Below are 247 nucleotides of genomic sequence, written 5' to 3' on the forward strand. Positions count from 1 at the left end.
GTACAGCTGGTCAATCATTTTGGTAGGAACAAAGTCATCTTTTCCACCGTGAATGAACATCATCGGTTGATGATTTTTTGCCAACTGCTTCATGGCACTAGCTTCGCCATAACTGTAGCCCGCCCGAATCTTCGAAATTAAACTAACCGTCGGTACCAGTGGCCACTTCGGGAGGTGGTACATTGATTTGGCTTGGTAAGTAATTTCATCTTCCACGCTCGTATAACCACAATCCTCGATGTACGCC

1 protein-coding gene is annotated in these 247 nt (G+C 45.7%); it reads right to left on the reverse strand.

Annotated elements, in window-relative coordinates; translation table 11 throughout:
- Positions 1 to 216 (reverse strand): alpha/beta hydrolase family protein (locus tag L9G74_RS21640; RefSeq protein ID WP_326521532.1); only part of this gene is annotated, 216 nt, incomplete at its 3' end.
- Between the last annotated feature and the right edge of the window lie 31 nt (positions 217 to 247).

The sequence above is a fragment of the Shewanella electrica genome (assembly GCF_022321485.1).
In the GTDB taxonomy this organism is placed as follows: Bacteria; Pseudomonadota; Gammaproteobacteria; order Enterobacterales; family Shewanellaceae; genus Shewanella; species Shewanella electrica.